Annotated in this window: 25 protein-coding genes; 15 read left to right on the forward strand and 10 right to left on the reverse strand. The window is 38.8% G+C overall.

Features of this window, described 5'->3' with window-relative positions:
• Positions 1 to 14: 14 nt before the first annotated feature.
• Together dnaI and PQ456_RS17855 are read right to left on the reverse strand one after the other, a co-directional pair.
• Positions 15 to 977, reverse strand: coding sequence for a primosomal protein DnaI (gene dnaI, locus PQ456_RS17850; RefSeq protein ID WP_273613486.1), 963 nt, complete (start codon positions 975 to 977; stop codon positions 15 to 17).
• A 29-nt stretch (positions 978 to 1,006) separates the two neighbouring features.
• Positions 1,007 to 2,569 (reverse strand): replication initiation and membrane attachment family protein, encoded by a 1,563-nt coding sequence (locus PQ456_RS17855; protein ID WP_273613487.1) that lies wholly within the window; start codon positions 2,567 to 2,569, stop codon positions 1,007 to 1,009.
• A gap of 320 nt (positions 2,570 to 2,889) precedes the next feature.
• On the opposite strand from PQ456_RS17855, the gene hemQ reads away from it, so the two are divergent.
• The 3 genes from hemQ (at position 2,890) to PQ456_RS17870 (ending at position 8,273) form a co-directional block, all read left to right on the forward strand.
• Positions 2,890 to 3,639 (forward strand): hydrogen peroxide-dependent heme synthase, encoded by a 750-nt coding sequence (hemQ, locus tag PQ456_RS17860; RefSeq protein ID WP_273613488.1) that lies wholly within the window; start codon positions 2,890 to 2,892, stop codon positions 3,637 to 3,639.
• Positions 3,640 to 3,944: 305 nt separating this feature from the next.
• Positions 3,945 to 5,963, forward strand: coding sequence for a methyl-accepting chemotaxis protein (locus tag PQ456_RS17865; RefSeq protein WP_273613489.1), 2,019 nt, complete (start codon positions 3,945 to 3,947; stop codon positions 5,961 to 5,963).
• A gap of 288 nt (positions 5,964 to 6,251) precedes the next feature.
• The gene (locus PQ456_RS17870; RefSeq protein WP_273613490.1) at positions 6,252 to 8,273 is read left to right on the forward strand and encodes a methyl-accepting chemotaxis protein; all 2,022 of its coding nucleotides are present in this window, start codon (positions 6,252 to 6,254) and stop codon (positions 8,271 to 8,273) included.
• Between the two features lie 67 nt (positions 8,274 to 8,340).
• On the opposite strand, the gene PQ456_RS17875 is transcribed toward PQ456_RS17870, so the two are convergent.
• Positions 8,341 to 8,598, reverse strand: a complete 258-nt coding sequence (locus PQ456_RS17875) for a hypothetical protein (RefSeq protein ID WP_273613491.1) — start codon at positions 8,596 to 8,598, stop codon at positions 8,341 to 8,343.
• A 1-nt stretch (position 8,599) separates the two neighbouring features.
• Positions 8,600 to 9,793 (reverse strand): NAD(P)/FAD-dependent oxidoreductase, encoded by a 1,194-nt coding sequence (locus PQ456_RS17880; protein ID WP_273613492.1) that lies wholly within the window; start codon positions 9,791 to 9,793, stop codon positions 8,600 to 8,602.
• A gap of 564 nt (positions 9,794 to 10,357) precedes the next feature.
• Here PQ456_RS17880 and PQ456_RS17885 point away from each other — a divergent pair.
• The 6 genes from PQ456_RS17885 (at position 10,358) to PQ456_RS17910 (ending at position 14,657) form a co-directional block, all read left to right on the forward strand.
• Entirely contained in the window at positions 10,358 to 11,356 is a 999-nt protein-coding gene (locus PQ456_RS17885) for an NAD(P)/FAD-dependent oxidoreductase (RefSeq protein ID WP_069326229.1), read from the forward strand.
• Positions 11,357 to 11,519: 163 nt separating this feature from the next.
• Positions 11,520 to 11,717, forward strand: coding sequence for a hypothetical protein (locus PQ456_RS17890; protein ID WP_069326228.1), 198 nt, complete (start codon positions 11,520 to 11,522; stop codon positions 11,715 to 11,717).
• 12 nt (positions 11,718 to 11,729) lie between these two features.
• On the forward strand, positions 11,730 to 12,368 hold the full coding sequence (locus tag PQ456_RS17895) for a TraX family protein (RefSeq protein WP_273613493.1): 639 nt from the start codon (positions 11,730 to 11,732) through the stop codon (positions 12,366 to 12,368).
• Between the two features lie 149 nt (positions 12,369 to 12,517).
• On the forward strand, positions 12,518 to 12,745 hold the full coding sequence (locus PQ456_RS17900; RefSeq protein WP_204826813.1) for a hypothetical protein: 228 nt from the start codon (positions 12,518 to 12,520) through the stop codon (positions 12,743 to 12,745).
• A 199-nt stretch (positions 12,746 to 12,944) separates the two neighbouring features.
• The gene (locus tag PQ456_RS17905) at positions 12,945 to 13,541 is read left to right on the forward strand and encodes a hypothetical protein (protein WP_273613494.1); all 597 of its coding nucleotides are present in this window, start codon (positions 12,945 to 12,947) and stop codon (positions 13,539 to 13,541) included.
• Positions 13,542 to 13,832: 291 nt separating this feature from the next.
• The gene (locus PQ456_RS17910) at positions 13,833 to 14,657 is read left to right on the forward strand and encodes a hypothetical protein (RefSeq protein WP_273613495.1); all 825 of its coding nucleotides are present in this window, start codon (positions 13,833 to 13,835) and stop codon (positions 14,655 to 14,657) included.
• 100 nt (positions 14,658 to 14,757) lie between these two features.
• Here the strand turns inward: PQ456_RS17910 and PQ456_RS17915 are convergent, their stop codons facing one another.
• The 3 genes from PQ456_RS17915 to PQ456_RS17925 form a co-directional block, all read right to left on the reverse strand.
• The gene (locus PQ456_RS17915) at positions 14,758 to 15,531 is read right to left on the reverse strand and encodes a hypothetical protein (protein WP_273613496.1); all 774 of its coding nucleotides are present in this window, start codon (positions 15,529 to 15,531) and stop codon (positions 14,758 to 14,760) included.
• 126 nt (positions 15,532 to 15,657) lie between these two features.
• Positions 15,658 to 16,209 carry an NADPH-dependent FMN reductase gene (gene ssuE, locus PQ456_RS17920; RefSeq protein ID WP_273613497.1) on the reverse strand — a complete coding sequence of 184 codons (552 nt, stop codon included), beginning with the start codon at positions 16,207 to 16,209 and terminating at the stop codon, positions 15,658 to 15,660.
• Between the two features lie 22 nt (positions 16,210 to 16,231).
• Positions 16,232 to 17,479, reverse strand: a complete 1,248-nt coding sequence (locus PQ456_RS17925) for an acyl-CoA dehydrogenase family protein (protein ID WP_273613498.1) — start codon at positions 17,477 to 17,479, stop codon at positions 16,232 to 16,234.
• A gap of 134 nt (positions 17,480 to 17,613) precedes the next feature.
• On the opposite strand from PQ456_RS17925, the gene PQ456_RS17930 reads away from it, so the two are divergent.
• From PQ456_RS17930 to PQ456_RS17940, 3 genes are all read left to right on the forward strand, one after another.
• On the forward strand, positions 17,614 to 18,174 hold the full coding sequence (locus tag PQ456_RS17930; protein ID WP_273613499.1) for a TetR/AcrR family transcriptional regulator: 561 nt from the start codon (positions 17,614 to 17,616) through the stop codon (positions 18,172 to 18,174).
• A gap of 75 nt (positions 18,175 to 18,249) precedes the next feature.
• Positions 18,250 to 18,630 (forward strand): cupin domain-containing protein, encoded by a 381-nt coding sequence (locus PQ456_RS17935; RefSeq protein WP_273613500.1) that lies wholly within the window; start codon positions 18,250 to 18,252, stop codon positions 18,628 to 18,630.
• 34 nt (positions 18,631 to 18,664) lie between these two features.
• Positions 18,665 to 18,847 carry a hypothetical protein gene (locus PQ456_RS17940; RefSeq protein ID WP_273613501.1) on the forward strand — a complete coding sequence of 61 codons (183 nt, stop codon included), beginning with the start codon at positions 18,665 to 18,667 and terminating at the stop codon, positions 18,845 to 18,847.
• 346 nt (positions 18,848 to 19,193) lie between these two features.
• Here the strand turns inward: PQ456_RS17940 and PQ456_RS17945 are convergent, their stop codons facing one another.
• A complete protein-coding gene (locus PQ456_RS17945) occupies positions 19,194 to 19,556 on the reverse strand; it encodes a HesB/IscA family protein (protein WP_204826821.1) in 363 nt (120 codons plus the stop codon).
• Between the two features lie 456 nt (positions 19,557 to 20,012).
• Between PQ456_RS17945 and mqnE the strand changes: the two genes are divergently transcribed.
• Together mqnE and PQ456_RS17955 are read left to right on the forward strand one after the other, a co-directional pair.
• A complete protein-coding gene (gene mqnE / locus PQ456_RS17950) occupies positions 20,013 to 21,119 on the forward strand; it encodes an aminofutalosine synthase MqnE (RefSeq protein WP_273613502.1) in 1,107 nt (368 codons plus the stop codon).
• 286 nt (positions 21,120 to 21,405) lie between these two features.
• Entirely contained in the window at positions 21,406 to 22,482 is a 1,077-nt protein-coding gene (locus PQ456_RS17955) for an NAD(P)/FAD-dependent oxidoreductase (RefSeq protein WP_273613503.1), read from the forward strand.
• A 79-nt stretch (positions 22,483 to 22,561) separates the two neighbouring features.
• Here PQ456_RS17955 and PQ456_RS17960 read toward each other — a convergent pair whose 3' ends face one another.
• Entirely contained in the window at positions 22,562 to 22,816 is a 255-nt protein-coding gene (locus PQ456_RS17960; protein WP_273613504.1) for a YuzB family protein, read from the reverse strand.
• A 176-nt stretch (positions 22,817 to 22,992) separates the two neighbouring features.
• Between PQ456_RS17960 and PQ456_RS17965 the strand changes: the two genes are divergently transcribed.
• Positions 22,993 to 23,238, forward strand: a complete 246-nt coding sequence (locus PQ456_RS17965; RefSeq protein WP_273613505.1) for a NifU family protein — start codon at positions 22,993 to 22,995, stop codon at positions 23,236 to 23,238.
• A 120-nt stretch (positions 23,239 to 23,358) separates the two neighbouring features.
• Here PQ456_RS17965 and PQ456_RS17970 read toward each other — a convergent pair whose 3' ends face one another.
• Positions 23,359 to 24,129: an SDR family oxidoreductase gene (locus PQ456_RS17970; RefSeq protein WP_273613506.1), complete on the reverse strand. Its 771-nt coding sequence runs from the start codon at positions 24,127 to 24,129 to the stop codon at positions 23,359 to 23,361.
• Between the last annotated feature and the right edge of the window lie 117 nt (positions 24,130 to 24,246).

Raw genomic sequence — 24,246 nt, forward strand, 5'->3', positions numbered from 1 at the left:
ACGAGATAAGCATACTAGCTATTGCTCATACCGCCTCTTTTATTTTCTCCTTCAACCCGAATGACTTTTACAAAAGGACTGATTCGATTCATCAATCGTTCCCCTTTATAAAATTCTTCGCCATCTTTATTCGTAAAACTCAAATGCTTTTGCAAATCAGCCAACGAATAATTAGAAGTATAAAATGTCGGTTTGCGATTCATCCGATAATTGAGAATCGAACCTAAGACATGATCTCGTACCCATGAACTTAAATTTTCAGCACCGATATCATCGAAGATTAACAGATCGGTATGCTTCATAATATCCATCGTTTCTTTCATTCGATTGTTATCTTGAAACATAGATTTGAGATCTTCTACAAAATCAGGCATATAGACAATAACGCCGGTATGACCAACTTTGGCTAATTCATGCAGTAGATAAGACGCCAAAAATGTTTTGCCTGTACCGAATCCACCTTCTAAATATAACCCTTGCGGAGATAGTCCATTTTGCTTGGTGTCACTAATATATTGAAAAATCTGTACAACAGCGGGTACACGATTCGAATCTTTCGCTACAATTTCTTTGGGATTATACCCTTCATTCAATGCGCGTTCATCAATATAAAAGCTATGAATACGCTGTTTGACCTGTTGCTCATGTTGTCTTGTTAATTGTTTATGACAAGGTGTTTTGCGGTCGTATAACTTGGCTCCACTTTCAGAAGGTTCTACACTAAGTTTCGTGTAATGCCCTTGAAAATCATTGGGACAGTTATCCAATCCCGGGCAGTTATCACAATGACCACGATCGCCTACATATTGATATAGCTTACTAAGGTTCGTCATGAGTTCCTGATCGGTAAGCTCTGGATGCTGTGCTCTTAATTCCAGCACAAGCGGATCACTGAGTAGACGCCCGGCAATCTTTTGTGACTCTTCCCGAAAGCGCGGACTTTTCATCTGCCGTAACAGATCACCGAGGGATTCCATGGCAGTTTGCCCCTTCCTTTTGCGTTAACTCAACTATTGGTCTTTTGGACACGATCTTGTCCGGATTGCATTTGTTCGGCTAATCGCATCGCTTCTGCAATTTCTTCATCAGATACGATACTACTACCTTCACGTGCGCTTTTGACAATCGGAATCTCCGGTTTGGCATTAGCTGATCGGTTATATGTTCGTGTATTGGTACGTTTGTTACCGCCAGTTGCTCCACCTTTGGCTTGTAGCTTCGCTTGATCGCTAATTTTGAGATCGAGCTTGTTCTGCTCTCTGACATAGCGAACTGCTTTTTCATACGTATCCACTTGTTGATTCAGCATATTGGTCACTACCCAATCGACAAATTTACTACTCAAGCGCTCACCCGGTTGAGACATTTTGATCGCTAACAAGTAATGTATCAATACATTAACCACTTCTTCAGACAATTTATAATTAATATCGACATGTTCGAATATATCATTCACACTGTTAGGCACGCTACCCGGATAAAACATTTCCAGAACGCGTGTATAGGGTTCATTGCGTAGAATTGTATTATATTGATGAATATCGCATTTGCTTGTAAATTGACGCGGTACTTCCAGATAATACTCCATTTCAACTGCATATTCTACAGGTAAATCTTGAGATTCTTCTTTTTTCTCTTCTCGAAGCGAGATCACTTTGGCTTCATGAATCTGTCGTTCTTCCTGACGCTTTTTCCCTTGACGGAATTGCAGATTGGCACGACGTTGAATTTCTTCTTCCGCCAGTTCGCCTTTGGCATCAAATACGCCATCTTCATCTAGCATCCGGCAAATATCTTGAATATCCAGACGATATTTATAAGCGATATAGCTCAGTACATTCATCTGCTCTGGTAAAAATCGCAACTTTTCTACATATATACGGTTACGTGATCCACGCGGGAAATAACGAATAATATCTGCATAATTAATCAGATCATCTTCACTTAGCTTCGGCTGACTGCTACGCTGTTGCGCACTTACTTCTGTCAGCGCTTGCTCTAATTCGTAATCAATCACATGGGTATTCAATTCGAAAATATCATAAAACGGTTGTGAAATATTTTCTTTTTGAACGGTATTGTCTCCCCAACCATCGGGTTCTTTGGCTAAAAAACGTTCACGCAAAGATAACACCGCAAACTTACCCATTTTGTCTCGTAGCAACAATGTTAAATGTTGTGTTCGGAAAAACTCACTTGGTGATAGCGGCTGTTGTAATTCATATTCATATATATAATCATCTTGATCAGGGAAATATACGCGATTGGTCTGTAATAAGCCAACAGCTTCTAATAACGAAGTCTGCTCGACCAAAAATTTACGTCCATGTTCTCCCGGTTCAAGCCCTAACGTTAAAAATAAACGACGCTGTTGTTCAATTGGGGAATAACCTACTTGCTGTGCTTCGACATGCTCACACAATAATCGATATACACTAATCGCAAAAGCCCCTGTTAACGGTTGATAAACCAGACTAAGCATCCGTTCATCCAGCGCACCTATACCAAATTCGCGGTACACGCAATATCGGTGATTTTCAGTAAAATGAAGTAGATTCTTTATGCGCATGATCCGCCCCCTCTCTTTTTGCTCCTGTGCATGCGGAATTCTATTCTAACACAAATCTTGAAATTTCAATGCTGAAAAGAAAGGTGAATTTGGAACATAAACACCTTCGATCTCCACGACAATCATCCTTTTGCGCCATTACGCTAGAAATGAATATATTTTATAGATTGTTCTATTCTTCTACACCATTATGATGAAGCAACCATGAACAGACTGTGAAGTCAATTGCTCTGTGTAGACTCCTTCGGTTACAATAGATCAAGATGTGTAAGTATACTTATGAATAACAATAGTTTCCACTAATATATAGGAGTGATTTTATGAATGAAGCAGTAGCTACGCTTGAAGGCTGGTATGCACTACACGATTTTCGTACAATTGATTGGCATGCCTGGAAAGCAGCAGACGATGAAGAACGTGCCGGCGCGATCGACGAATTGAACGCTCTTATTCATGATTGGCAAGCTGTTAGCAATGACGGTAGTGGTAGTACAGTTCTTTATACAGTTGTTGGACAAAAAGCTGATTTTATGATGATGCACTTACGTGAAACGTTAGAAGATTTGAATGCGATCGAAAATGAATTTAACAAAACAACATTCGCTAGTTTTACGAAAAAATCATACTCATATGTGAGTATCGTAGAACTTAGTAGTTATATGGCTAGTCATGTAGAAGGCGATCCAATGGAAAATCCACATATTCTTGCCCGTCTAAAACCAGCTTTACCAGATTCTCGTTATATCTGTTTCTATCCGATGAACAAAACCCGTAATCTAGGGGATAACTGGTACATGCTTCCGATGGATGAGCGTCGTGAAATGATTCGTAGTCATGGATTGATTGGACGCAGTTATGCAGGTAAAGTCAAACAAATCATTACCGGCTCTGTTGGACTGGATGATTGGGAATGGGGCGTAACGTTATTTGCAGACGATGCACTTCAATTTAAAAAATTAGTATACGAAATGCGCTTCGATGAAGCAAGTGCTCGTTTTGGAGAATTTGGTTCATTTTACGTCGGCAGTATGCTAGACACCGCTAAATTCGAAGAAATGCTCAAACTTTAATACTTTTGATCTTCTATAGAGATACAAATTGTAAATAGCCTATCCACTCAAAACCTCTGCGGTGTCTTAGACACTACGTTATGCAGAGGTTTTTTATTTGTTTATATTTGGGGAGAATTCATTATAGAAGTGATGATTGTTAATTAGTCCTTAAGACTTATCTAAAAATAAAAAAATTCTTATTTACATATAATTTTTGTCGAAAAATATACAGAAATACAGAACTATTGACGATATAATCAACAATTAAGGGATCAAAGTCGCATAAACAGATTTTGATAATCATATAGAAAAGAGGGGTACTTATGACGTTGAAAGTCAAATTGATTCTGTTAGTAATGGCGACTGCGATTCTAATTGCTGTCCCTATTGGATGGTCAGCACTGTATATTATCAAAAATCAAGCAACCAAGTCAGTCAATACAACACTTCAAAATACAGTGTCTCAAGCAGTCACACAAGTCGATGGTTGGATTAATACCAATAGTAAAGTAATCGAAACCCTCGGCTCTGTTATCAATGCCACCGTTCCATTGGATCAAATTACAGTCAATCATCTAAAAGTATTTCAAGATGCTTCTAATGCTAAAAGCATATCCGATATTTATGTTGGACTGGAAAATGGAAAATTTGTGGATGGAACTGAATGGGTTCCTGATGCGGGTTATGATGCTAGACAGCGTCCGTGGTATCAAAAAACAAAAGAAGTGAATGGTTTATCTATTAGTGATCCTTATCTAGATGCAACTACAGATGGTTATGCAGTCTCAATTGCAGTACCGCTCAAAAACAGTCAGGGCAATTTTGCAGGTGTACTATCTGAAGATATTTTATTATCAACTATTACCGATTATATCAACAATATCAAAATCAAAGGTGGCTTTACCTTTTTATTAGATCAACATGGTAATGTTATGTCTCACCCCAATGCACATTTTATTAATAAACCTCTCAAAGATCAAGCCGATTATAGTGCGATTGCAGATACGCTACTGAGTCAAAATTCAGGCAGTACCGAATATACTTATAAAGGTGATCCACAACTACTCTATTATAGTAAAATTCCAGGTACAAATTGGATTGTCGCTTCCTCTACTTCTAAGCAATTGGCTTTTGCAGAATATACCCAATTACGCAATCAATATACGATTGCTATCATTATCCTAACGTTACTATTTGTTGTTTTTGCTTTCTTGGTAGCCGTTCGTATCGTCAAACCTATCGTTTTTTTGAAAAAAAGTGCGCAGCAATTAGCAGAAGGTGATCTTACTGTTCATGTTCCCGTCAAAGGCAAAGATGAAGTCGCTCAACTGGCAACTGCTTTTAATACCATGTCTGCTGCTCTTCGTCACTTAATTCAGACCGTGTCACAGTCAGCGCATGGAGTAAATACCGCTTCTTCTGAGATGTATCATAATGCTTCTAATTCAGGAGATATTGCAGGACAGATTTCTACGGTTATTGAAGAGATTGCTCGTGGTGCTGTAGAACAAGCCGAATCGATCCAATCTGGTGCTGAAATGGTTATGACAATGACAGACTCTTTAGACAAAGTATCCAGCAGTGCAGATCAAGCTGCTCATATGATCACTCAGGTGAATGAAGCTATGAATCGGGGTACAGAAGCTATTATTCAACAGACAGCTCTGTCGCAAGCCGGACAAGCCTCCACTCGTCGTGTAGAAGATTCCAATGCGATTTTGATTCAGAAATTAGATGAAATTGCTCAGATTACTAATGTTATTCGTGAAATCAGTAGCCAGACCAATCTATTGTCGCTTAATGCTGCGATCGAAGCCGCACGTGCTGGTGAACATGGAGCAGGATTCGCTGTTGTCGCCAGTGAAGTTCGTAAGCTAGCTGAACAAGCTTCTCATTCTGCTTCTGATATTGATGCGCTACTGATTCAATTAAATGAAGCAGGCAAGCAAAGTTCTCTCGAATTATCTTCATTCCGCGATACGACTGTGCAACAGCAACAGTCTGTTAATGAAACCAAAGACTCTTTTGAACATATTCGTCAATCGGTAGATGATATTATTTCACGTATCGGTCATGTGTCTGAAGGAATAACGACACTTAAATCTAATGCTAATCAAGTATCAGATGTCATTACTGGATTGGCGGCGGTATCGGAGCAAAGCGCGGCTTCTACAGAGCAAGCGGCTTCTTCAACTGTAGAGCAAACTCAAGCAATCGCTAGTATTTCAACATCATCCAAACAATTATCCGAAAGTGCCAACCATTTATTACAAGAAATCGGTCAGTTCAAAATCGAAGACTCTTCTGCGCTACCTCCTGCTACTACAAATCATAATCAATAATTTCACATCTAAAAAAGCTATGTTCTTTTATTAAGAGCATAGCTTTTTTGTTATATATGTATTCATCAACTCTTCATATTTTATTTTTAATTTTATTTATTTCGTGAATGAATCATTTATTTTTAGGACTAAAGAATTATTTTTGTGACAAAAAAAGTAAATATAAAGAAAAATTTTGTCGGAAAAGGTAATTAATTAAAGTTGAGATGACGATATAAGTAACAAGCAATTAAAACGCATTCATACTTGTTCGTTATTTTTATATACGTATAGAAAAGAGGGGTACTCATGACGTTAAAAGTAAAATTGATTTTGCTTGTTATAGCTACTGCTATTCTTATTGCTGTTCCTGTTGGATGGTCTGCTCTGTACATTATTAAAAAACAAGCTACTCAATCGGTCGATGCCGATGTCAAAAAAACAGTGACTCAAGGCGTTACACAAATCAACGGTTGGGTTAACACGAATAGTAAAGTGGTAGAAACGCTAGCTTCTCTAATCAATAGTACTGTTCCGCTAGATCAAATTACATTAAAACATCTACAAGTTTTTAAAGATGAAAGTAATGCAAAAAGTATTTTTGATATGTATTATGCTTTAGAAGACGCTACTTTTTTAGATGGTGGCGATTGGAAAGCTCCACCAGGGTATGATCCTCGTACAAGACCTTGGTATGAAGAAACTAAAAAAGCTAACAAACTATTTGTCAGTGCTCCTTACGAAGATGCTGGTACCAAAACATATAAAGCCATCTTTATTGGTGCTCCTCTAAAAGACCCTCAAGGTAAATTTGCCGGTGTTATAGCAGAAGATATTTTATTATCTACGATTACTAGCTATATCGATACTCTCAAAACAAATAACGGTTTTACATTTTTGATCGATCCTAATGGAAATGTAATGTCTCATCCAGATGCTTCTTTTGTTAACAAACCACTTAAAGATCAAGCCGATTATACCAATGTAGCAAATACACTGCTTAGCCAAAATTCAGGTAGTATGGAATACACTTATAAAGGCGATCCTCAATTACTGTATTATGAAAAAATTCCAGGTATCAATTGGATTGTTGCTTCTTCTACTTCTAAAAAAGCAGCTTTTGCTGAATATACACAATTACGCAATCAATACATTATTGTTATTATTGCTCTTACTTTATTATTCGCTTTGTTAGCTTTCTGGGTAGCGGTTCGTATCGTCAAACCAATCATCTTGCTTAAGAAAAGTGCTCAACAGTTGGCTGAAGGTGATCTGACAGTTGTGGTTGCTATTAAAGGGAAAGATGAAATTGCTCAGTTAGGCATTGCTTTTAATACGATGTCCACCGCTTTGCGTAACTTGATTCAGACCGTTTCTCACTCTGCATTAGGTGTCAATCAAGCTTCTACTGAAATGTATCGTAATGCTACCAATTCAGGAGATATCGCAGGACAGATTTCTACAGTTATCGAAGAAATCGCTCGTGGTGCAGGCGATCAAGCGGAATCGATCCAATCCGGTGCTGAAATGGTTATGGATATGACAGGATCACTTGAAAAAGTAGCGGCTAGTGCTAATCAAGCTTCTCATATGATCAGTGAAGTCAATGATGCTATGCAGCGGGGTACACAAGCGATCTCTCAACAAACATCGCTAGCTCAAGCAGGACAAGAGTCTACGCAACGGGTAGAAGCTTCCAACGCTATTTTGTTGAAAAAACTAGATGAAATTGCACAGATCACAAACGTTATTCGCGAAATCAGTAATCAAACCAATCTACTATCTCTTAATGCCGCTATTGAAGCTGCACGTGCCGGCGAACATGGAGCAGGATTCGCTGTTGTTGCTAGTGAAGTTCGTAAGCTAGCTGAACAAGCTTCTCATTCCGCTTCTGATATTGATGCGTTGCTTATTCAGTTGAATGAAGCAGGCAAACAAAGTTCGCTTGAATTATCTTCGTTCCGTGATACAACTGTTCAACAGCAACAATCTGTAGACGAGACCAAAGATTCTTTTGAACAAATTCGCTCTTCGGTAGACGGTATTATTTCACAGATTGCTCATGTATCTGATGGAGTGACTTCTCTAAAATCAAGCGCTAACCAAGTATCCGATGTCATTACAGGGCTTGCCGCTGTATCTGAACAAAGTGCCGCTGCTACTGAAGAAGCTGCTTCTTCTACTATCGAACAGACTCAATCGATTGCGAGTATCTCTACTTCTTCCAAACACTTATCTGAAAGTGCCGATCATTTGTTAAAAGAAATCGGTCAATTCAAAATTGAAGAAGATACTTCTACTCCTTCAGCTACAACGAATCATAACAACTAATCGTATAGTAAAACACAAAAAGCCAGGTTCCTTAAAAGGGACCTGGCTTTTGCATGAGCATTTCAAATTAGACTTCTTCGGACAAATCCTGAGAACGATCTAGTGATGCTAGATATTCCTGATCATCACGATCTCGTGCACGACTTTTGTCTTTCAAACGTTCTATCGCTGGTAAGATCAAAATATCAATTTCTTTTTGGATCGGATACGCAAGATCATAACGACCCTGCTCTTCCAAAAATCCACCGACTTCGATCAATCCGTTATACCGATCCAGCTCTTCACGCGTAAGAAGTCCACGTACCTGAACGCTACAGTGACGCATCTTATAAGAATTTTCCTTTTTTCATAACAAGCGATACGCCACCAATAATAAATAGGTAACGAATATCGATTACTTTTTTCAATTGAGCTGCTACAAAACCTTTCAATTTGCGATCGCCAACGATACCTACTGCTTCGCCTTTACCAAGGGATGCTACAGTACCTTTGTTGCTGAATACAAATTTCTTAGGTTGTTGTCCACGAATAGCTGCTACGATGTTTTGTGCACAAAGTACACCTTGTTGCATCGAAATTTGCGCTGTTGGTGGGTAAGGACGACCTTCTTCATTGAACATCAATGAGCTATCGCCAATGATGTATACATTTTCGTGTCCTGGTGCACGCAAGTACTCGTCAATTTTAACGCGTCCACGCATCGCTTCGAATCCAGCTTGCTCAACAAGACGGTTACCACGGATACCACCTGTCCATACGACAGTGTTTGCATGGATTTTTTCAGAATTTTCACCAACGATAACACCGTCAGTTAGACATTCTTTGATCGCAACACCAATTTTGAATGTTACGCCTTTGTTTTGTAGAACTTTCATAGCATACTCAACCAATTCAGGATCGAAACCTGGCAATGCTGTTGGAGCTGCTTCTACATTGTACAATTTAACTTCAGAACGGCTAATGCCATGAGTTCTGCACAATTCTTGTAGACGATCAGACAATTCACCAACAAACTCGATACCTGTGAAACCTGCGCCACCGACTACGAAAGTCAAACGCTCTGGTTTTTTATCTACTTTGTAAGCTGTAAATTGTGCTTCAATGTGATCACGAATTTTGCGTACAGAGTTGATACTGCGAATCGTCATCGCATTTTCAAGCATACCCGGGATACCGAAAGTTTCTGGTTCGCCACCTAGACAGATGATCAAGTGATCATAAGACAAAGTTCCGTCTTCCAAAATAACTTTTTTCTCTTGTGGGATGATTTCTTGTACATTCGATTTCACTACATCGATTTTGAACTCATCAACCAATTTGGAAATTTGCTCACGCGCATTATCCAATTTGTCTGTACCTGCTGCTGGCATATGCAAGTGTGTTGTAAAGTAATGATAGTCGTGGCGGTTAACCAAAGTTACGTCAGCCTCATTATAATTCAGTTCTTTTTGCAAACGTTGTGCAGCAAGAATACCTGCATAACCTGCGCCCAAAATAACAATTTTAGGAATGCTACTCATATTCATTTTCCCCTTCCAATGATTCACTCAGAATGTATTTCATTGAAGTACATCGCCTATGTCAAAGCATTACAATGATCGATAACAATAGACTTTGCACTGAAACGATAAAATCAGTTAAAATAGTTGATACCCATATATAACCATGATTGCTCCGTATACCTTCACAAAATTGTGAAAATATACACAACAGTAGACAAATGATTACATTCATCATAAAAGCGCAATAGGATATGTCACATTATATTGTACTCTTTCTAGCGAATATGTTCAAAAAAATTTACGTTTTCTGAAAAAAATGTTCTATTTTCGTCACATGACATCATTAGCCCAACTGAAATGATATCTATTTTTCTTTGAAATATCAAGAGTAAATTTAATTTTTTATCTATCTTTTTATATATTTTTGTGCATCAGAAAGATGGAGTTTGTTTATTTTTTGTTTACTTTTGCAAATTGCGATAAGATTGATAGGAGCTGTTTTGAGAATTGTCGTTTTAAAAATATTCTCTTTATGATATATAATTGGGTAAGATCGAACTAATTTACGGAGGTGCTTGTGAAGTGTCATCTACAACAAACAACGAACTAAGCGATATTATTATTATTGGTGGAGGGCCTGCCGGGATGTTTGCTGCTTTTTATGGCGGTATGCGTCAAGCGTCAGTGAAACTAATTGAAAGTATGCCTCAACTTGGCGGACAATTAGCTGCCCTTTATCCTGAAAAATATATTTATGATGTAGCAGGATTCCCGAAAATTACAGCGCAAGAGCTAGTGAACAACTTACAACAACAAATGAATCATTTTGATTCTGATATTCGTTTGGAAGAAAAAGTACTTAATGTAGAAAAGAAAGCAGATCGTCATTTTGTCGTGACTACTGATAAAGGCACACATGAAAGTAAAGCTGTTATTATTACAGCAGGCGTAGGCGCATTTGAACCTCGTCGTCTAGATTTACCGAATGCTAGCCATTTTGAAAAAACAAATCTGCATTACTTTGTAAGTGATTTGAGCCGTTTTGCAGGTAAAAAAGTATTGATCAGTGGTGGAGGCGACTCCGCAGTAGACTGGGCGCTTATGATCGAACCGATCGCTGCTGAAGTATACTTGATCCATCGTCGTGACAAATTCCGTGCTCATGAACATAGTGTAGAGAACTTGAATGCTTCTGGCGTCAAAATCATTACACCGACAGAAATTACAGAATTGCATGGTGAAGATACGATTGAGCGTGTTACTCTTTCTCATGTCAAAACCAAAGAAACACAAGAAATCGAAGTCGATGATGTAATTGTTAACTTCGGCTTTATCTCTTCACTTGGCCCTATCGCTGAATGGGGTATTGAGATCAATAGCAATTCGATTGTGGTTGATTCTCGTATGGAAACGAATGTTGAAGGCATCTTTGCTGCTGGAGATATCACTACTTACCCTGGTAAGCTTAAATTGATCGCTGTTGGTTTTGGTGAAGCGCCTACGGCTATCAACAACGCTAAAGTATATGTTGATCCTGATGCGAAATTGTCTCCAGGACACAGTAGTAATATGAAAATGTAGTTTCGCTTTATACATGCTCTTTTCTTCACTGGATCACGAATCCGCTGGAGAGAAGAGCATTTTTTTGTGGTTTTGCGAAATGTTCATCTTTTACTTGGATTACACCCCTTAATATGTCGTATAGTAAACATAAGATTATTTAAAATTTGCAGGAGGTGCCCTAGTGAGCGTTGGTGTATTTATTTTTCTACGTATTATAATCGTACTTGTATTGTTAGCGATTGCAGGACTTGTGTTTGCATTAAGTCGCAAATTTTTTAAAGAAAGTCGTAAAGGTGCAGGAATCGGCTTTTCTATATTTGGATTGCTTATTATTTCGCTAATCGTACAAACGATATTTAATTTTAGTCTGATGAAGTAACGAAAAGGAGGTATGCCTGTGCAATGGTTAGCTATGCTTACGATGCTAACCGATCATTTGGGGTATGCTTTCTTTCCAGATGAACGGTATTTGCGTGTTATTGGTAGAATCGCTTTTCCTATTTATTGTTATTTTCTTGTACTTGGTTATCAACGTACACGCAATGTACGCAAATATACGATTCGATTACTGATTATTGCAGCTTTATCGCAACTTCCTTTTATGTATGCTTTTGATATTACGAATTTAAATGTAGTCTGTACATTATTTATTTCCTTGCTTTTAATGATCGCAATTGATAAACTATCACTGAAATATTTTCCGGTTTCACTTCTTCTGATCCTTGCTGTAGGCTGGTTGGCAGATCAACTACATATGGATTATGGGATGTACGGCGTTCTATTAGTATTGGTATTTCGTTATACGACCGGTTATTGGGTAATTTTCGCTCATTTGGCGCTTACTGTTGTGTTTGTACTGTTTGGAGGATTTTCAGATATTCAGATATTTAGCGTTCTAGCAACAGCTTTGATCGCCATTCATCTGCAATTGTATCCAAAAACAAAACTGTATTCACCTCCACGCTGGATATGGCGTTCCTTTTATCCCGCGCATTTAGCTATTATTGCGATCATACGTTTGGTATTTTAACAAATACAAATCGGGAATCTATCACTTCCCGATTTTTTTCTGTCTTTATACAAAAAACCATCGCCTTATGAGTACATCTTAGAGTATAATCGTTACCGGAAGTAATCTGTCGGGTATAGGCAGTTTTAAATATAGGAAGGGGAACCCCCATGAAATCGAACAAAAAACACACACTTACTGAAGATATGGACTTTTTTACCGCTGGACTGTCTGGCAGTCTAATTACAGTATGGCAGGAAGATCCTGCTGGCGTATATTGTGAAATTGGACGTGGTTATGTAGAAGCATATACGAATGAATCTGTTCGTGTTCGGAATCTGCAATCTGGAACCAAAAGCTTATACTCTCGTGAATCGACTATGTTTCAAACAGATTGATTAATATTTGATCGTATATGTAAAAGCCAGTTGTCTACTTTTTCTTTGTAAAGAGGAAGTGAGTAACTGGCTTTTTTGCGTTTTTAAAATGATGTTCATTTGAAGTTCATATTACGCATCTATACTACGTGAAGAGGTATAACACCTCGGCTAGATATCACAATAAATGTGTTACGAACTTTAGGAGGAATATAAATTTATGAAAACATTAAAAGTACTTTCCAGTGTCGCTCTTTCCGCAGCTTTGTTAGTAGGTTCCCTATCTACTCTATCTACAGCTCAGGCTGCTACTACGACCAAGTCGGCAACAACTGTGGCTAAAGATGCCAAAGCTATGAACAATGTATTGATTGGTAAAATCAAATCGATTAGCGGTAGCAAAATTACACTATACAAATCTTCTACGCAACCAGATATTCCTGCTGGTAAAGAAGGAACGACTGCTCCAGCAGCGGGCGAAGCGCCTCCTAGTGGTACAGCGCCTGCTGCTCCGCCTACTGGCTCTGCTCCAACCGCAGGAACAGGAACGACTCCACCTACTCAATCTTTCAGTACAACGACAACCAGTGTCACTGTAAGCAGTACGACAAGTATCGTCAGTGTAACGCGCGCCGCAGGTAGCACCAAAGCAACAGAAACCAAAAAAACACTATCCAGTCTCAAAGCAGGTGATATTATTTTCGTAACACTAGCTTCAGGTACAACCAAAGCGACCAAAATTGAAATTATGCCTGCTACCACTACTCCAAAAGCAACAACTACCAAATCTACTGCAAAATCAACCACAACAAAATGAACTATAACAAGCAAATGATCATCTAATTTATGATTTAAAAAATATTTTTTAAGATTGTTTTCCCACAAACTGTAAAGCATCCCTTGTTGAAACAATAAGGCAGTGAACCGTTGAAGCTAGCGGTTTGCTGCCTTTTACTTGTATTTACTGTTGTTTAGACAATTTTATGGTAAAAATCAGGTTTTAATGTTCTATTCATTTTTAGTTCACATTGAGTTCATAATCCCTATCTATACTTCCGTTTAAGGACGTGCCTATTGAACAGTCCTTCAAATTAAAGGAGGTATATTCATGAAGACACTTAAAGTATTATCTAACGTAGCTTTCTCAGCAGCGCTTATTGCAGGTGCTGTAGCAGCTCCATCCGCATTTGCAGCATCTTCTTCAGATCAATCGAAATCAACATCTGTACAATCACAGCAACGCACGGTACTTGCAGATGCACCTGCATTACCGGATGGAACAACTCCACCAGCTCCTCCAATAGGTGGCCCTACTCCACCTGCACCTGGTAAAGATGGTGGCCCGGGATTGAAAGGTGAAAAAGCAGATGTTATCGGTCAAATTAAATCGATCAATGGTAATCAAATTACGATCACTGCGCCTGAAAAACCACCACTACCGGCAACAGATCGTAAAGTAAATACGAAATCCAGTTCTAAAAATACGAAATCTTCTACAAAATCATCTGTTAGTAAAGATACGTATAGCAAACCACAAGGACCGTTGCCAGAAGGTACAAGTGTAACCATCAATGTGTATAGTGGCACAGATATTATCAAAACTTCACACAGTCCAGAAAAAGGACATATCGAAACGACTATTTCGTTATCTGACCTTAACGTTGGTGATCATATTGCTGTAATCCTTGCATCAGATACAAGCAAACAAGCAACGAAAATCGAAGTGCATGAAGCTCCACAACCACCAGCAAATGGAGGCACTCCACCAACGCCACCTGCGCCTAAAGATGGAAGCACTCCGCCAGCTCCACCGGCACCAGCAGATGGAAGTACTCCTCCTACACCACCAGCTCCACCTGTAGATGGCAGTACCCCGCCTACTCCGCCAGCAGATGCTTCTGCTCCAGTAGCGACAGAAGAATCTTCTTCATAAAATATGATCATTTATCATATCGTTATTGATAGCTAATACGATATATGAATATAGCAAAAAAAAGAGTGAATAATCCTGTTCACTCTTTTTTGCTATATTATTAGTTAGCTGTAGTTGTGTTATCTGTTGTTGAAGATGTTGGACTAGAAGTATCATCTTTCATCTGACCGCCTCTTATTCCACCGCCCATACCGTTAACTATTTGAATCTGGTCTCCTAACGAAGAATCATCAGTGTTCAACCAGACATTGATAACATCATCTGCTTTGAGATCGGAAAGTGCTTTGGTCGTTGTCGTCATTTCATTATTTTCCATCGTCATTGCAGAGATCACTGTGTTATCAGATACAGTAATAGTCATTGTCTCTTCTGAAAACATATTGTTTCCGCCTCTATCGCCTTGTTCAGCAGGTGTTGAGCCTGTTGCGCTATTATTGGTGGTATCCGATGTTCCAGATGCCGCTGGAGCTTGTGAACCTGCATTAGCAGGTACTTGAGCAGACTCTCCATCAGGCGTAGCTGGAGGAACTTGTCCGCCATCTGCTGGAGAAGCACCTCCATCACCTGGTTGCCCTTCTGGTGGTGTACTCATACCACCGTCTCTATCTTTTCCCATCTGAGAAGGATCTATTGTTGATTTGTATAAAGTGATACTATTTCCATCGATAGATTTGATTTTGCCCATTAGATCAGCAGTTGCTTGTTCTATACCTGTACTCGGTGTAGCAGTGGCTTGTGTAGTAGAATCAGTTGCAGAAGCGTCTGCTGTACTGGTCGTTGTCTGTGCTGTTAATGCAGTCTCACTATTTGTACTGCATCCAGATAACATAGCGATCGCCATCGTAGTTCCTAAAAGAAGTGTCCATTTCTTCATTCCAATTGCCTCCTTGTGTGTAGCCTGCCATCGTGTAGTGATGTGCTGGCTGTGAAGCTATTGTAAAAGAGGCATATGAACTCCTTGTGAATAGTTATTAAAAAGATTTTAAGGTTTCTGGTTATTCTAGACGGTCATCATTCTATAATTAATCATATCGTTGACAGATTGTTCAACACGTTGCTTCAATTCTTCACTCAGTACAAAATGAATTTGGTCTTCATTCTCCTCTATTCGTTCAATCTGATGATCTACGGCAAATACATTTTTGGCAAAACAATGGGCTCCCATTGAAGCCAGGATCGGCTTAACTCCATAATCGATCGATAACAAGTTGGATATCGTTCCACCTACCAAATACGTAGCCACTATTTTATGCTCCAACCCTTTTTGCGGTAACAGATCAATATAAGCTTTGACCAGTCCAGTTAATGTTGTTTTGTATACAGGACTGACTATAATGATTCCTGTAGCTTCTGCAACTTGTGCATTAGCTTCTAAAATAGCCTTACTGCCAAAATGAGCATACATCACATCTTCTGCTGGCAACGTAGCTACTTGGATAATAGATACTTCATAGCCGTGATCTATCAACAATTTTGCAGCATAATCGACCAGTCCGTTCACACGAGACTTCTTATTAGGGCTACCTGAAATAATCGTGATTTTGTTCATCATATAGCATCTGCACCTTTCTCAATTAGACTGTTAAGATCGGTCGATACGAAAGAGTCAGTAGATTTTGAGGGGGTAAGCCTAATAAGATACGTCCATACAATTCAAGTCCAGTCGATGCAGTGGTTAGTGCATGATTCGCTCCACCGCGAATATCGCGATAAATTTGAGAAAGTGGGTTAGAATCAGCGATTACACTACCACCACTTTCGACCATCAACATATCGACACTTTCAGTACATAACATAGCGGCATAACCAATATCCGTTTGAATTTGGGCAAATTCTTTTTCAGTAAATGGCTGTTTCTTCTGAATATGATACTCAAGACTTTCGATCGAACGATTAATATGCAGGTGAGCGGATTCAATCTTCATCGCTGCAAGCCCTACTTTATACTGAATATGCCCTACTTCTGCTTGTATGCTGTGAGTAGTCATTGTTATTCCTTTGCGAGTGGCTGTCTCAACAAAATACTCCAAACCACCTCTAGCCAAACCAAGAATAGCGCTAATGCCTGTAGTTAATGTCGAAATAATAAGAGTATACGGTTTGTATTGGTTGATATGTTCTGATTCATTGGATAGAACATTCATATTTGTATACATATTTTCGCTTTGATCCACGATATATTTATCAGGAATAAATACATTATGAATTTGTATGCTATTACTAGACGAACCTCGCAGACTCATCGTATACCAGTCATCTATAATCGTCACTTCACTCATCGGAACTACTGCTAATAACATACTCGCATTGTCTTTCACCGACCGATTATCTCTTAGATTCAATAAAGCGTGAGTAGCATGTTTAGAACCGGAAGCAAATCCCCATAGACCTTGTTCCACTAGATACCCACCATCTACTTTTTGAAAATCAACTTTACGCCCTTGTAAAACAGAACAGAATCGCACTTCCTCTTCTTCTTCAAAAATCAAATCTAACACTTGAGGGCTTAAAGACAATGTTGCATTAAAATTATTGCCGTTAATAATCTGTACTACCCAACCTACTGAACCATTCCCTTTAGCAACTTCAGAAATAATTTCGACTAACGCCCGGATACTTACTTCATATCCACCATACTTTTTAAGCGTTCCTAATTTAAATAATCCTGCCGCAGCAAGTTGTTCAATAAGTTCTTCCGGGATGTGTCGATCTTCATCAATTTGCTGTCCGAACTTTCTCAGCACTGGAAATAAATCAGTAGCACGTTGTAATAATTGTTCTTCCTCGTTGGTAAGTTGATGTCGTACATCTAAGTTACTCATATTTATCTCTCCTCTTTTTATACACATGTATATTTAATTGATGTTTGTAGTTTAAATAGTATGATGTATAATAAATCGCAGCAAGAATCAAAATCATAAATATGTAGAATAACAATACAGATAGGAGAATTTGTATGGATAAAAAGAAAGAAGATCTTAGAGTAAAACGTACACATAAGTTGTTACAGCAATCATTATTAGAGTTGATCGAAAAACAATCTTTTGAAACGATAACCGTCAAACAAATTTGTGATCTAGCTATGGTTCATCGGACTACGTTTTATACTCATTTTGATGACAAATTCCAATTACTTTCGCATACGCTACAGCAGATTGCAGAACAAGAATTCAAATTAGCCCAGCATACGCCTACAGAAATCTTTCAAGAACTACTTGCGGTTACAACAAAACACAAAAACTTATTTTCACAACTGTTATCCGAAGAAAAAGATTCATTACGTAATATTATCCGCCGTGATATGGGAAATGGTATTAAAGAATATGTAACTGCTCATTCTACACATATGAGTGCTATCGATATTGAGATTACTGTAGAGGCTTATGTAGGAGCGGTCTTAGGTGTACTTCATTGGTGGATCGACAATAAAATGCCGATCGATCAATCTGAACTGCATACCAAGTTAAAATTGCTAATGGACTGGGATTTTCTCAAACTACAAAACGTTAAAGATTAATATCGAATTCGTGTTAAAATATACGATATCTATAAGATTTGATCCTATACATAGTTGCAGAATGGAGTGTTGATGATGTTAAACGTACTGAATCCTACCAATATTGCAGAAGAATTAGCCAAAATTACAGAGCACTGGTCACCCCGAATCATTGGACAGGTGAACGATCAATATGTCAAAGTCGCTAAAGTGAAAGGTGAACTGGTCTGGCATCAACATGATCATGAAGATGAGTTATTTTTAGTGGTCTATGGCAGCATTGTGATTCGTCTCCAAGATGCTGAAGACATCACTTTGCAAAAAGGGGAGTTCTATATTGTCCCTAAAGGAACGATGCATAATCCGCTCGCGGAAGAAGAATGCGGATTAGTCTTGATCGAATCTGTAAGTACCAAGCATACCGGCGATGTAGAATCTCCATTAACCAAGTCGATCGAAGACCAACTGTCATCTTAATACCTATCAACTACTCACTAGGGAGCTGTTGCATATGTGGAGTAAAGACGGAAGTATTGCCCTTATTGGAACGTTTCTGTATATCATTGGAAATAGTATGATGCTCGCTGAACATCCTTATGGCAGAACCGTATTGCTTGTTAGTATTTATGTGATGATAGCAGGTGGAATTTTCTTGATGATTCAGAAATACCGTAAACGGAAATCTAAGATTTAAAATATAAAAAGCGAAGCCTATTAAGATTAGGGTTCGCTTTTTTATATCTATTTCGATATTCTATTCAAATTCCTTTTCCCGTTCAATCTAACCTTTATTGAAAAAATAAAAGATCACTTACTTTCCAAGCTAAGAAAAACATACCTACTGCTGCCAAATACACCCCGCTCATAAATGCCCATGCGTGTTCATCTATTTTCGCCATGATCGTATCCTCCTTTGTACAATTTCGCTGTATTTTCAATTCTAATTACAGGTATGTCTTGATCTTGTATACAAAAAAAAGACCCCGAAATACGTGAATGTACGCTTTCGAGGTCTTCTTATACTCATGTCATGTGTTCACTTAATCTTCACAAGGTTGAGCTAATACTTCATCTTCTTCGCGTGTACGGAAACTTGATCCGCAACCACAAGTTGCTACAGCATTTGGATTATGAATGGTAAATCCACCACTCATGCCTGATTCTTCAAAATCGACTTCCAACCCGTTCAAGTATTTCAAATCTTCTTTATCCACAACGACTTTCATATCTTGAATAGTCATATATATATCTTTATCCGTTTCTTCGCTATCAAAGCCCATGGCATAAGAGAATCCACTGCAACCGCCAGGGTTCACACCGATGCGTACGAATAGACCGGGTATGTCTTGATCTTCCATAATGCCTTTCATGCGCGAAGCTGCTGCGTCACTAATTGTAATCAATGATATCCCCTCCTTTTCTTTTTCATTATACTCTTCTGTTCCACTGCACTCAAGGCTTATTCATTACGTATAATCTTTCATTTTTTAAGTAATTGTATTGCCCGCGTTACATGAGAGGTTTATAATGGGTAAGTGAAGGATGACAGGAAATGTCGAAATTCTGTCAAAAACAAAACATCGTTACACCTTATGTGCCGTTGTAACTTTTTTCACATTAATTCTTCAAATCAGGTGACTATGTTATGTAATTTGTTGTATATTATATAGTATGCGTTCAAAGATGAAGTTATTTTGGCATTTTTATTGTTAGGATTCACAGCATATATGGTGTGCTTTTTTTAATTGCTATTATTCATTGACTCCTTATTGGTGTAAGACAATGACAAGAGCGTCTTACAAGATTCGGACATCACAGAAGATAGACAGAAGTTTTAAGGAGAACAGGAGGAACCTAGCATGTCTACTATTATTACACCGCAAACCGATACTCGTATGGCAGAAATTTTCCACAAAGTCCGTACTGGTGAGCGTTTATCTATTGAAGATGGGGTATATCTATATGAGAGTGACGATATTCTAACCATCGGACAAATGGCAAATGAAGCGAACTTACGCAAAAATGGTAAAAAGGTTTATTTTATCGAAAATATGAGTCTATATTTTACCAATGTATGTGAAGCTCATTGCGCATTTTGTAACTTCCGTAAAGACGAAGGCGAAGAAGGTTCTTATACACTAAGTGGTCAGGAAATGGTTGATTATGTTCAACAACATTACCATCCTGGCGTTCGTGAATTCCATATTGTTGGAGGTCATAACAACAATGTACCTTTCCAATATTATGTTGATTCTCTTCAAGCGCTCAAAGAAGCTTTTCCAGATGTAGTACTGAAAGCATACACTGCGGCTGAAATTGATTTCTTTACACGTATTAGTGGATTGAATATTGAGCAAGTCCTCACCAAATTACGTGAAGCAGGTTTGCAATCGTTAACCGGTGGTGGCGCAGAGATTCTATCTGACGAATATCGCAAAAAAATGCGTGTCGACAAAGCAAATGTTGATCGTTATCTAGAAGTGCATCGCACCGCTCACAATATGGGTATGCGTACACACACAACGATGTTATACGGTTCGATAGAAAGCTATGAAGATCGTATTCGTCATATGGTACAAATTCGTGAGTTGCAAGACGAAACGAATGGATTCTTGGTCTTTATTCCATTGTCTATGCAACCGAAAAGTAAAAATGCAAGTATTATGCGTCGTAACTCGGCTTATGAAGATTTGAAAACAATCGCAATCAGCCGTCTGATGCTTGACAATATCGATCATATCAAAGCATATTTCATCAACATTGGTACTCAGTTAACACAAATGGCTCTGACTTTCGGTGCTTCCGATGCTCACGGTACCATTATCAAAGAACGTATCAGTCATGCGGCAGGTGCTTTGACTCCAGAAGGTCTAACTCGTAAAGAGTTGATCTGGCTTATCAAAGGTGCAGGACGCATTCCTGTAGAACGTGATACCTTCTACAACGAAATTCAAGTATACGAATAGTCTTTACGTCTATTCAACATTTCATCATACCCCGGGCTTTACTTAATCATACAGTGGATACTTTCTATATATCCTATCGCTGTATCTTAGAAGTAAAGCCCGTTTATACGCCTTGAAGCTGGCAATATGTGGCTTTTAGGGCAAAAAAGGCATCACCCGGCTCACCGCTTTGCCTTCTCTGCGCCGGATGACTTGCCTCTATGTTTATGATTTTTGAAATCATTATGACTACGGGGATCATGTACGATTCTCATCTATTTATTATCTACCAGAAGGAGAAGATATCATGAAAAGTTTAGTTATACTCGGTGCAGGTTACGGTGGAGTTACACTAGCCCACGAATTATTAGATCACAAGATTCCAGCAGACACACAAATTATTTTAGTAGACCGTATGCCTTTCCAGGGGCTTAAAACAGAATATTATGCTTTAGCAGCAGGTACTGCTTCTGATCTTGAATTACGAGTAAAATTCCCAACACATGCCAAAATCACTACTCGTTATGGTGATGTAACAGGGATTAATTTAGAAGATAAAGTCATTTCATTTGAAGATGGCGAACCGCTGACTTATGATCAAATGGTGATCGCTTTAGGTTGTACCGATAATTTCCACGGTGTCCCTGGTGCTGCTGAATATACCAGTACGATTCAATCGTTCACAGCTACTCGTGATACGTACTTAAAAATTAATAATTTACCACCTCAAGCTACTGTGAATATCGTAGGTGGAGGATTAAGCGGAATAGAGATTGCAGCAGAGATTCGCGAAAGCCGTGAAGATCTAAATGTGCGCATTCTGGATCGTGGTGAGCGTCTATTGTCTTCCTCTCCTCCACGTCTATCTAAATATGTAGAAGAGTGGTTCCGCGAGCATAATGTAGAAGTTCGCAATCATATCAATATTAGTCGTGTTGAAGGGACTTGTGTCTACAACGGTGAATCCGAGCGTATTACTGCGGATGTAACAGTCTGGACAGCAGGTATTCGTCCTGTTCCATTGATCGATGAATTGAATGTCAACCAAGATAACTCTGGACGTGTAATTTTGGATGAATTTTACCGGATTCCAGGTCGTCCTGAAGTATTCGTATGCGGAGATTGTGCTTCTCTTCCTTTCGCAGCTAGTGCACAGGCGGCTGAAGCTCAAGCAGAACAGATTGCTAATGTAATCGTCGCAGGTTGGAAAGGTGAACAACCAAAAGTACATCCATTGAAATTAAAAGGTACACTGGGTGCTCTAGGTAAAAAATCCGGATTCGGTACAGGATTTGGATTCGGTGGCAAAAGTTCTGTTACCGGTAAAGTGCCTCGCCTTCTAAAAAGTGGCGTGCTCTGGATGTCCAAACATCATTTCGGCTAGGATTACTTTTCGAATCATCCCGGCTGTATAGTGATATTTAGCATTGTGTTGTTGCTGATTGCATAGAAAAAAGCTGATCTCAATCTAAATCGAGATCAGCCCAAGCATCAGCTTCATTAATTTTTTCCAAAATTAATGTATATAATGTGTCAGCATCTTCTGATGCGACAATTTCTCCGTTTACTAGAGCATATGGCATGGCATAACATTGGCCACAGTTACCTAAACAGCCGTATTCTATAATATCATAGTCAGGTTCTGCTTCTAATTTCTTCATTACCTGATCTGTACCTGTATGCATATTGCTCTGGCAAAACTCAATAATCGGTCTCATGGTTGTATTCCTCCAATCGTTGTTACCTTGAACATCATACTATAAAATGTGTCTAAATATACGCTTATATTGTCATTTTCATAAAGAAATTTGAAATGAGTATAAAAATCATTGCGTAAATGCTGAAATTTTGGTGTATTTATACTATAATATAGTTACGAAAGGAGTTGAACAATATGAGTGAAAGTGTACAAGTAGAAATGTACGATGAAGTATTGGAAGTTCTGGACAAATTGCGTCCATTCTTGCAACGCGATGGCGGCGACGTTGAATTGGTAGACGTTGAGGATGGTATCGTTAAGCTTAAGTTGATGGGAGCTTGTGGTAGTTGCCCAAGTTCAACAATCACGCTTAAAGCGGGTATCGAACGCGCCCTTTTCGAAGAAGTTGAAGGTGTGGAAGAGGTTGTCCAAGTATTCTAATTCAGACTTTTCTATACAGAGGTAATCATAGATTGCCTTCGTGGCATAACAAAAAGCGTCTTGTTTCCTTCGGGGAACAGGACGCTTTTTTGGTTGTTTTTTGACTAATATTACAACTGTTTACCCTTTGATATAAGGGCGAATCGGATCAAGTCCACCGGAAATATCCATAATATTGCCTGTAATGAAATCAGAATCCGAATGACATAGATACGAGATCACACGTGCAATATCTTCTCCACTTCCAGGACGACCTCTTGGTGTTTCATCATCGCTTAGATGAAGTACATCGGCGATTCGCTTTTCTTTGTTATCTCCCCGAATATCTCCGGGACAGATCATATTAATCGTAATCGCATTTTCAGCTTCTTCTACAGCTAACGTTTTGGTAAAAGAAACTAATCCTACTTTGGCGGCGGCGTAGACAGCACGCTGAGGCCATGATCTGGATTCAGCAGCATGTCCAAACCCAAAATGAATAATCCGTCCCCATTTCTGCTGACGCATATGAGGTAATACACGATGATCTAATAACATCGCTCCAATAAGATTGCCTTGCATCAACGACATAATCTCTGTCCGCTCATAATCAGCGAATAAACGGCGTTCCCGGATAAAAGGGCCTGCATTATTGACAAGAATATCAATACCGCCTAATTGTTGTTCTACTTCGTCTACAAGCCGGTCTATGTCTTCCTCGATAGAGATATCTGCTTGTACAGCGATACAGCGTACGCCCATATTTTCAATGCGAGATTGTAGATGCACAGCCTCTTCATGACTATTCATATAATTTAAAGCAATATCACAGCCTTGACTCGCTAGCGTAAGCGCCGTCATTTTTCCTAATCCTTTGGCACTGCCTGTAATCAGGGCAATTTTCCGATCCAAAAAAGTTCCTCCTCTAGACAATGCTATCGCATATCTTCTACTATATTGCGCTTCTATCATATAATACGTTTGTATTGTAGCTTTTGGATGATACTTATTCTTATCTAGTGTACAGAC

Source organism: Paenibacillus kyungheensis (assembly GCF_028606985.1).
GTDB lineage: Bacteria > Bacillota > Bacilli > Paenibacillales > Paenibacillaceae > Saccharibacillus > Saccharibacillus kyungheensis.

Excerpts from the sequence above, each read along its gene's own strand:
- dnaI (WP_273613486.1), bottom strand. The coding sequence starts at position 977 with ATGGAATCCCTCGGTGATCTGTTACGGCAGATGAAAAGTCCGCGCTTT.
- PQ456_RS17855 (WP_273613487.1), bottom strand. The coding sequence starts at position 2,569 with ATGCGCATAAAGAATCTACTTCATTTTACTGAAAATCACCGATATTGC.
- hemQ (WP_273613488.1), top strand. The coding sequence starts at position 2,890 with ATGAATGAAGCAGTAGCTACGCTTGAAGGCTGGTATGCACTACACGAT.
- PQ456_RS17865 (WP_273613489.1), top strand. The coding sequence starts at position 3,945 with ATGACGTTGAAAGTCAAATTGATTCTGTTAGTAATGGCGACTGCGATT.
- PQ456_RS17870 (WP_273613490.1), top strand. The coding sequence starts at position 6,252 with ATGACGTTAAAAGTAAAATTGATTTTGCTTGTTATAGCTACTGCTATT.
- PQ456_RS17875 (WP_273613491.1), bottom strand. The coding sequence starts at position 8,598 with ATGCGTCACTGTAGCGTTCAGGTACGTGGACTTCTTACGCGTGAAGAG.
- PQ456_RS17880 (WP_273613492.1), bottom strand. The coding sequence starts at position 9,793 with ATGAGTAGCATTCCTAAAATTGTTATTTTGGGCGCAGGTTATGCAGGT.
- PQ456_RS17895 (WP_273613493.1), top strand. The coding sequence starts at position 11,730 with ATGCCTGTGCAATGGTTAGCTATGCTTACGATGCTAACCGATCATTTG.
- PQ456_RS17900 (WP_204826813.1), top strand. The coding sequence starts at position 12,518 with ATGAAATCGAACAAAAAACACACACTTACTGAAGATATGGACTTTTTT.
- PQ456_RS17905 (WP_273613494.1), top strand. The coding sequence starts at position 12,945 with ATGAAAACATTAAAAGTACTTTCCAGTGTCGCTCTTTCCGCAGCTTTG.
- PQ456_RS17910 (WP_273613495.1), top strand. The coding sequence starts at position 13,833 with ATGAAGACACTTAAAGTATTATCTAACGTAGCTTTCTCAGCAGCGCTT.
- PQ456_RS17915 (WP_273613496.1), bottom strand. The coding sequence starts at position 15,531 with ATGAAGAAATGGACACTTCTTTTAGGAACTACGATGGCGATCGCTATG.
- ssuE (WP_273613497.1), bottom strand. The coding sequence starts at position 16,209 with ATGATGAACAAAATCACGATTATTTCAGGTAGCCCTAATAAGAAGTCT.
- PQ456_RS17925 (WP_273613498.1), bottom strand. The coding sequence starts at position 17,479 with ATGAGTAACTTAGATGTACGACATCAACTTACCAACGAGGAAGAACAA.
- PQ456_RS17930 (WP_273613499.1), top strand. The coding sequence starts at position 17,614 with ATGGATAAAAAGAAAGAAGATCTTAGAGTAAAACGTACACATAAGTTG.
- PQ456_RS17935 (WP_273613500.1), top strand. The coding sequence starts at position 18,250 with ATGTTAAACGTACTGAATCCTACCAATATTGCAGAAGAATTAGCCAAA.
- PQ456_RS17940 (WP_273613501.1), top strand. The coding sequence starts at position 18,665 with ATGTGGAGTAAAGACGGAAGTATTGCCCTTATTGGAACGTTTCTGTAT.
- mqnE (WP_273613502.1), top strand. The coding sequence starts at position 20,013 with ATGTCTACTATTATTACACCGCAAACCGATACTCGTATGGCAGAAATT.
- PQ456_RS17955 (WP_273613503.1), top strand. The coding sequence starts at position 21,406 with ATGAAAAGTTTAGTTATACTCGGTGCAGGTTACGGTGGAGTTACACTA.
- PQ456_RS17960 (WP_273613504.1), bottom strand. The coding sequence starts at position 22,816 with ATGAGACCGATTATTGAGTTTTGCCAGAGCAATATGCATACAGGTACA.
- PQ456_RS17965 (WP_273613505.1), top strand. The coding sequence starts at position 22,993 with ATGAGTGAAAGTGTACAAGTAGAAATGTACGATGAAGTATTGGAAGTT.